Source organism: Streptomyces sp. BF23-19 (assembly GCF_041106355.1).
GTDB lineage: Bacteria > Actinomycetota > Actinomycetes > Streptomycetales > Streptomycetaceae > Streptomyces > Streptomyces virginiae_A.
The window spans coordinates 80,239-87,912 of record NZ_JBGBPT010000026.1; the positions used below are offsets into that span (position 1 = coordinate 80,239).

Sequence of the window (7,674 nt, forward strand, 5' to 3'; positions counted from 1 at the left end):
TCGGACCACCCGTGCCGCGGCGCTCACGCGTCGTGACACGGCCGCTCGGCCAGGCGAAGAGACGTAGATACAAGACACAGCACCGTGCCGCGGAATATCGATGGCACTTTAGGGCGTTTTTGCCCGCATATGGGAGGAAGCGGCATGACAGAGACGGCGAGCAGCTCGGCACGTGGTTCCCGCGCCAAGGGGACCAAGGCCGCCAAGGGCGGCCTGCGTATCGAGCGCATCCACACCACCCCGGGCGTGCACCCCTACGACGAGGTGAGCTGGGAACGCCGTGACGTCGTCATGACCAACTGGCGCGACGGCTCGGTCAACTTCGAGCAGCGTGGCGTGGAGTTCCCCGACTTCTGGTCGGTGAACGCGGTCAACATCGTCACCAGCAAGTACTTCCGCGGCGCCGTCGGCACCCCGCAGCGCGAGACCGGTCTCAAGCAGCTGATCGACCGGATCGTGAAGACGTACACGAAGGCCGGCGAGGACTTCGACTACTTCTCCTCGCCCGCCGACGCGGAGATCTTCGAGCACGAGCTGACCTACGCCCTGCTCCACCAGATCTTCAGCTTCAACTCCCCGGTGTGGTTCAACGTCGGTACGCCCCAGCCGCAGCAGGTCTCCGCCTGCTTCATCCTGGCCGTCGACGACTCCATGGAGTCGATCCTCGACTGGTACAAGGAAGAGGGCATGATCTTCAAGGGCGGCTCCGGCGCCGGCCTGAACCTCTCCCGCATCCGCTCCTCCAAGGAGCTCCTCTCCTCCGGCGGCAACGCCTCCGGCCCGGTCTCCTTCATGCGCGGCGCCGACGCGTCCGCAGGAACGATCAAGTCCGGTGGCGCCACCCGCCGTGCGGCCAAGATGGTCGTCCTGGACGTGGACCACCCGGACGTCGAGGCCTTCATCGAGACCAAGGTGAAGGAGGAGGAGAAGATCCGCGCCCTGCGCGACGCGGGCTTCGACATGGACCTGGGCGGCGACGACATCACGTCCGTCCAGTACCAGAACGCCAACAACTCCGTCCGCGTGAACGACGAGTTCATGACGGCCGTCGAGAACGGCACCGAGTTCGGCCTGCGGGCCCGTATGACCGGTGAGGTCATCGAGAAGGTCGACGCCAAGGCGCTCTTCCGCAAGCTCGCCGAGGCCGCGTGGGCCTGTGCCGACCCGGGCATCCAGTACGACGGCGTGATCAACAACTGGCACACCTGCCCCGAGTCCGGCCGCATCACCGCGTCCAACCCGTGCAGCGAGTACATGCACCTGGACAACACGTCCTGCAACCTCGCCTCGCTCAACCTCATGAAGTTCCTGAACGACGACGGCAAGGGCAACCAGTCCTTCGACGCCGAGCGTTTCGCCAAGGTCGTCGAGCTCGTCATCACCGCGATGGACGTCTCCATCTGCTTCGCGGACTTCCCGACGCAGAAGATCGGCGACAACACCCGCGCCTTCCGCCAGCTGGGCATCGGCTACGCCAACCTCGGCGCCCTGCTGATGGCCACCGGCCACGCGTACGACTCCGACGGCGGCCGCACCCTCGCCGCGTCGATCACCTCGCTGATGACCGGTACCGCGTACAAGCGCTCCGCCGAGCTGGCCGCCGTCGTCGGTCCGTACGACGGCTACGCCCGCAACGCCGAGTCCCACAAGCGCGTCATGAAGCAGCACGCCGACGCCAACGCCGTCGCGCCGCGCACCGAGGACCTGGACAACAGCATCTGGGCTGCGGCCACCGAGGCTTGGCAGGACGTGCTGCGCCTCGGCGAGAAGAACGGCTTCCGCAACTCCCAGGCCTCCGTCCTCGCGCCGACCGGCACCATCGGTCTCGCGATGTCCTGCGACACCACTGGTGTCGAGCCGGACCTGGCCCTGGTCAAGTTCAAGAAGCTCGTCGGCGGCGGCTCGATGCAGATCGTCAACGGCACCGTCCCGCAGGCCCTGCGCCGCCTGGGTTACCAGGAGGAGCAGATCGAGGCGATCGTCTCCCACATCGCCGAGCACGGTGTGGTCGTCGACGCCCCCGGCCTGAAGACCGAGCACTACTCGGTGTTCGACTGCGCCATGGGCGAGCGCTCCATCTCCGCGATGGGCCACGTCCGCATGATGGCCGCGATCCAGCCCTGGATCTCCGGCGCGATCTCGAAGACGGTCAACATGCCGGAAACGGCGACCGTCGAGGAGATCGAGGAGATCTACTTCGAGGCGTGGAAGATGGGCGTCAAGGCGCTCGCGATCTACCGCGACAACTGCAAGGTCGGCCAGCCCCTCTCCGCCAAGAAGAAGGAGCAGGAGAAGGAGGAGGTCACCGCCAAGGCGGAGGAGACCATCCGCGCCACCGTCGAGAAGGTCATCGAGTACCGCCCCGTCCGCAAGCGCCTCCCCAAGGGCCGCCCGGGCATCACCACCTCCTTCACGGTCGGCGGCGCCGAGGGCTACATGACGGCGAACTCCTACCCGGACGACGGTCTGGGCGAGGTCTTCCTGAAGATGTCCAAGCAGGGCTCGACCCTCGCGGGCATGATGGACGCCTTCTCGATCGCCGTCTCGGTCGGTCTGCAGTACGGCGTTCCGCTGGAGACGTACGTCTCGAAGTTCACGAACATGCGCTTCGAGCCGGCCGGTATGACGGACGACCCGGACGTGCGGATGGCGCAGTCGATCGTCGACTACATCTTCCGCCGCCTGGCGCTGGACTTCCTGCCCTTCGAGACCCGCTCGGCCCTCGGCATCCACACCGCCGAGGAGCGCCAGCGTCACCTGGACACCGGTTCCTACGAGCCGCTCGAGGACGAGCTGGACACCGAGTCCCTGATGCAGGCGGCCCCGCTGGCCGCGGTCCCGTCGGCCCCGAAGCCGGTCGTGACCGCCTCCGTCCCGGCCCCGAAGACGGCGCACAGCAACGCCGAACTGGTCGAGATGCAGCTCGGCGTCTCCGCCGACGCCCCGCTCTGCTTCTCCTGCGGTACGAAGATGCAGCGCGCCGGCTCCTGCTACATCTGCGAGGGCTGCGGCTCGACGAGCGGCTGCAGCTGATCGTGATGCCCACTCGGGCATGAGCTAGCTGTTCGGATGGGGTGTTCGCGGCGACGCGGACACCCCATCCGGCGTTTAGCCGACGCCGTGTTCGGTGAGCGGGCGCGTCAGTGGGGGATGCGGCGGGCGGGACGGGTGACCAGCTCCTCGCGGAACTCGGCGATCCGGGAATGGACCTGGCGTATCAGGTGCGTGTCCTCGATGCGGTCCAGGTAGAGGCAGCGCGCGGCCAGACCCGGCAGGTCGAAGGCGAAACACAGGGACATCAGCGGGTTCACGAAGAGCTCGCTGCCCCGCGTGCGGCTGGTGAACTGCACGTCGCCGAAGGAGCCCCGGACGGCCGCGGCGATCGAGCCGTTCACGATGCTGGGCCGGTCCGGTGTCCGTTCCTGGGCGTGGGCCACCGCGTCGAGGAAGAGCGCGCCCTCCCTGGTGGCGCGCGGTATGGAGAACGTGCCGAGGTAGGCGCCCGCGCGCTCCAGGGCCGCGATGTTCTCCAGCACCAGGCCGTGACTGACCCCGTGGTAGGCGTCCACGCCGAAGCCCACCGACACGACGAGACGTTCCGGTACGTCCTCCAGAGCGGCCAGTGCCGCCACGCTGGTGAGGTCCTCCTCGGGGGTCCCGAGGCCCGCCTCGTCACCCCGCATCAGGATGTCCGTGCCGCCGTCGACCAGGACGATCGCGTCGATGCGGTGGCGGTCGACCAGCTCGCGGTAGGCGGCGCGCAACGGCTGCACCCCGGTCTGGGGGAAGGCGTACACGGTGTCCGGGTAGCCGTGGGTCGCCAGCCACTGGGCCAGGGTCCGCTCGGGGAAGTAGGACAGGTGGGGCGCGGAGTCAGGGGTGACGGCGGCGAGGTCGGGAGCCACCCACGCCTCGATGGGCAGTCCGGCGAGCGAGCTGAAGGAGAGGTTCGCCAGCTGGACCCGCTTGCCCTGGTGCATGAGGGACAGGGCGACGGGGAGGCCGGCGTAGATGTCGAAGCCGCCGCCCGCACCCGTGACCAGGATGCTCTCGGCGTCGGCGAGGCGGTCGAAAAGCGGGTTGGAGTGCAGTGCCGTCATGGTGATCATTGTGCGGGGCGCGTAGGGCAGCGCGCCCGCGGATTTCACGGCAGGGCGATGGCCGACGAGGCGGGGGAACGGGGAGATGGTCAGTCATGTGGAGCGGTGACGAGCTGGACCTGGACGCGTATCTGGAGCGGATCGGATATCAGGGGGAACGGGGGACGCCCGGGGAACTCCGGCCGGACCTCCGCACGTTGTACGCAGTGCACCGCGCCCACACCGCCGCCGTGGCCTTCGAGAGTCTGGACGTCCTGCTCGGCCGCCCCGTCGCGCTGGACCTCAAGTCGATCGAGGACAAGCTCGTGCACGCCCGCCGCGGCGGCTACTGCTACGAGCAGAACTCGCTGCTGGCCGCCGCCCTGGAGCGGATCGGGTTCGAGGTCTCCGGGCGCGGTGCCCGAAACCGGACCCGCGGCGACTCCGTCCTCGCCGTGACGCACGCCGTCCTCGTCGTCACCGTCGCGGGTGAACCGTGGCTGTGCGACGCCGGATTCGGTTTCCAGGGACCTCGGGAGCCGGTACCGCTGGCGCGTCCGGGCGCCGAGGTGCGGCAGGGCGAGTGGATGTACCGCGTCCGCGAGGAGGAGGACGGTGTCCTCGTGCTGTGCCTGCTGCGCGGCGACACCTGGCGGGACCTGTACGCCTTCTCCCCGCAGCACTACCACCCGGTCGACTACGTCGTGCTCAACCACTACAGCTCCAGTCACCCCGCCTCCTCCTTCACCGGGCGGCTGATCGTCCAGCAAGCGGGCGACCGCGTCCGCCAGGCGCTCGTCGGGCGGGAACTCACCCGACTGCATCCCGACGGCCTCGTCGAGCAGGAGACCATCGGCCCGGACGGGCTGCTCGCCGTGCTCGACCGGGAGTTCGGGCTTCGTCTGCCCGATCGGGACGTGGCGGAACTGGTACGGATCCACCGCGCCGAGGACTGACCGGGGCCCCGCCCGGCCCGTACGATGGCGCCGTGCTGGTCAAGTGGATTCGCTGCACGGTGACGGACCGACGCGGGTTCGAGCGCGGGCAGCGAAAATGGGCGGGGCTGCCGGGCGAGCCGGGATTCCGGGGGCAGGGCGGCGGCTGGAGCCGGGGTCGGCAGGGGGTCGCGCATGTCTTCGCGTTCTGGGAGAGCCGATCCTTCTACGACTCCTTCATGGCCCGTTCGCACGACCGGCTGGCCGCCTCCCAGAACGGCACCTACACCGATCTGCGGGTCACCCTCTTCGACCACCGCTTCGACGTGAAGACCGGCTTCGAGCCGCGCTTCACCGATGCCGACGTCGTACGGGTCGCGCACACCCGGGTCAGGGAGGGGCGGGTCGACCACTTCGCCCTCATGCAGGAGAAGGTGTGGAATCCGGCGATGGCGGGCTCGCCCGGCATGATCCGGGGCCTCTTCGGGGAGGCCCCGGGTCGGGAGTTCCTGGTGCTCTCGATGTGGCACGCCGCCGCCGAGCACGGCAAGTACCGGCAGGAGCGGGTCGAGCGGCTCTCCCTGCGCGCCCAGATCCAGGCCGATGTCGAGGCCCTCACCGGCGATGTCGTCGACCTCGAACCGTCCTGGACGGTATGACCGTACGATGACCGCCGCCGTCCGCTCGGCGTGCCCGATCGGCGGGCCGGCCAGGGGACGAATAGGGTCGTGGAATGGTTCGACCACGGCGCATCGTCCTTGTCCGACACGGGGAATCGGAGGGGAACGCCGACGACTCCGTGTACGAGCGGGAGCCCGACCACGCACTGCGGCTGACCCCCACCGGACGCGAGCAGGCATCGGCGGCCGGCGGCCGGCTGCGCGAGCTCTTCGGCGCCGAGACGATCAGCGCGTACGTCTCCCCGTACCGCCGTACCCTGCAGACCTTCCGTGAGCTCCGGCTGGATCCGACGCGGGTGCGTATGCGCGAGGAGCCGCGCCTGCGCGAGCAGGACTGGGGGAACTGGCAGGACCGGAACGACGTACGACTGCAGAAGGCCTACCGGGACGCGTACGGGCACTTCTTCTACCGGTTCGCGCAGGGCGAGTCGGGGGCCGACGTGTACGACCGGGTCGGGTCCTTCCTGGAAAGCCTCTACCGCAGCTTCGAGGCCCCCGACCATCCCCAGAACGTGCTGCTGGTGACGCACGGGCTGACGATGCGGCTGTTCTGCATGCGCTGGTTCCACTGGTCCGTGGCCGAATTCGAGGCCCTGTCCAATCCGGGCAACGGTGAATTCCGGGTGCTCCTGCTCGGACCGGACGGCCGGTACCGGATGGACCGCCCGTTTGAGCGGTGGACCACACCCGAGCCTTATGACCTGGACGGCTAGAGTGGCCCGCGATGACGCCTGATTCCACTCCCGAACGGCGCTACGCGCGCGCCATGGCCAGCCTCCGAGGGCTGGCGCTGGGTGACGCCCTCGGCTCCCAGTACTTCGTCCCCGTGAACTACCCGCTGCTCAAGCGGCGCGAGCTGCCCACCGGCGCCGAGGCGTGGCAGTGGACCGACGACACCGAGATGGCCTGCTCGGTGGTGGCCGTGCTGGCCGAGCACGGGCGGATCGACCAGGACGCGCTCGCGAGTTCCTTCGCCCACCACCACGACTTCGACCGTGGTTACGGGCCTGCGGTGAACCGGATGCTGCGACTGGTGCGGGAAGGCGAGGACTGGCGCACGCTGGCCGCCGAACTGTTCAACGGGCAGGGCTCGTGGGGCAACGGTGCCGCCATGCGGATCGCGCCGCTGGGTGCCTGGTACGCCGACGACCCGGAGCAGGCCACCCACCAGGCGGAGATCTCCGCCTACACCACCCACCAGCACCGCGAGGCCGTGTGCGGGGCGATGGCCGTCGCCGCGGCTGCGGCCATCGCCGCGAGCACCGACGCCCCGCCGAAGGCCTCCGACCTGCTGGACGGGGTGATCGCACTGGTACCGCGCAGCGCGGTGGGCGCCGGGCTGCGGCGTGCGCGGGACATGCTGGACTACGGCGACGCCACCACGGTCGCGGCGGTCCTGGGCTGCGGGCGGCGCACGAGCGCGCACGACACCGTGCCGTTCGCCCTGTGGTCGGCGGCACGGGCGCTGGACGACTACGAGAAGGCGTTCTGGACCACCGCGCAGGTGGGCGGCGACGTCGACACGACCTGCGCGATCGTCGGTGGGGTACTGGGCGCGCGCGGGGACGCCGTACTGCCTGCCGCGTGGCTGGCGCGTACCGAAGCCCTGCCGGCCTGGCTGCCGGAGGTCGCCGCGGGCTGACGCCCGCGGCTCGATCCGACCGGCCACCGGGGGAGTTGGCGGCGTTGCGGTGCCTCAGCCGCGTTCGCGCCCTCGCCTACGTCCGGCGCGCGTGAAATATCCCCCTCCGATTGTCACGGTCCTGCCACAGCACTCTTTTGATCCTGTTCAAAACTGCATCGCACCTGCCTACCCTGTCCGCATCGCCGCTCCACCCTGAACTCCGGGGCGGCCGACAGGGGAGGGAACCTGATGTCAGAGAACACCGGCGGGGCGGACGAAGCCCGGACCGAGGGCGCGGCCGACGCACAGGCCACGGCCGGGGATTCGCCGGCGAAGCCGAACCCGGCCGGAGATAC

6 protein-coding genes are annotated in these 7,674 nt (G+C 69.4%); 5 read left to right on the top strand and 1 reads right to left on the bottom strand.

From position 1 onward, the window contains the following. Positions 1-144: 144 nt before the first annotated feature. Positions 145-3,033: a vitamin B12-dependent ribonucleotide reductase gene (locus tag AB8A24_RS17140; protein WP_328961372.1), complete on the top strand. Its 2,889-nt coding sequence runs from the start codon at positions 145-147 to the stop codon at positions 3,031-3,033. A gap of 107 nt (positions 3,034-3,140) precedes the next feature. Here the strand turns inward: AB8A24_RS17140 and AB8A24_RS17145 are convergent, their stop codons facing one another. Next, the gene (locus AB8A24_RS17145; protein WP_369476425.1) at positions 3,141-4,100 is read right to left on the bottom strand and encodes a DUF1152 domain-containing protein; all 960 of its coding nucleotides are present in this window, start codon (positions 4,098-4,100) and stop codon (positions 3,141-3,143) included. Positions 4,101-4,195: 95 nt separating this feature from the next. Between AB8A24_RS17145 and AB8A24_RS17150 the strand changes: the two genes are divergently transcribed. The 4 genes from AB8A24_RS17150 (at position 4,196) to AB8A24_RS17165 (ending at position 7,336) form a co-directional block, all read left to right on the top strand. Next, complete coding sequence (locus AB8A24_RS17150; RefSeq protein ID WP_328961370.1) at positions 4,196-5,035, top strand: arylamine N-acetyltransferase; 840 nt, start codon at positions 4,196-4,198, stop codon at positions 5,033-5,035. 32 nt (positions 5,036-5,067) lie between these two features. Continuing rightward, positions 5,068-5,673 carry a YdbC family protein gene (locus AB8A24_RS17155; protein WP_030713338.1) on the top strand — a complete coding sequence of 202 codons (606 nt, stop codon included), beginning with the start codon at positions 5,068-5,070 and terminating at the stop codon, positions 5,671-5,673. Positions 5,674-5,747: 74 nt separating this feature from the next. Then, entirely contained in the window at positions 5,748-6,407 is a 660-nt protein-coding gene (locus AB8A24_RS17160; protein ID WP_328961369.1) for a histidine phosphatase family protein, read from the top strand. Between the two features lie 11 nt (positions 6,408-6,418). Continuing rightward, positions 6,419-7,336 (top strand): ADP-ribosylglycohydrolase family protein, encoded by a 918-nt coding sequence (locus AB8A24_RS17165; protein ID WP_266482059.1) that lies wholly within the window; start codon positions 6,419-6,421, stop codon positions 7,334-7,336. Positions 7,337-7,674 lie beyond the last annotated feature (338 nt).

Bases quoted from the DNA above. Each gene is read 5' to 3' on its own strand.
- AB8A24_RS17160 (WP_328961369.1), top strand. From the start codon at position 5,748: ATGGTTCGACCACGGCGCATCGTCCTTGTCCGACACGGGGAATCGGAG.
- AB8A24_RS17140 (WP_328961372.1), top strand. From the start codon at position 145: ATGACAGAGACGGCGAGCAGCTCGGCACGTGGTTCCCGCGCCAAGGGG.
- AB8A24_RS17150 (WP_328961370.1), top strand. From the start codon at position 4,196: ATGTGGAGCGGTGACGAGCTGGACCTGGACGCGTATCTGGAGCGGATC.
- AB8A24_RS17145 (WP_369476425.1), bottom strand. From the start codon at position 4,100: ATGACGGCACTGCACTCCAACCCGCTTTTCGACCGCCTCGCCGACGCC.
- AB8A24_RS17165 (WP_266482059.1), top strand. From the start codon at position 6,419: ATGACGCCTGATTCCACTCCCGAACGGCGCTACGCGCGCGCCATGGCC.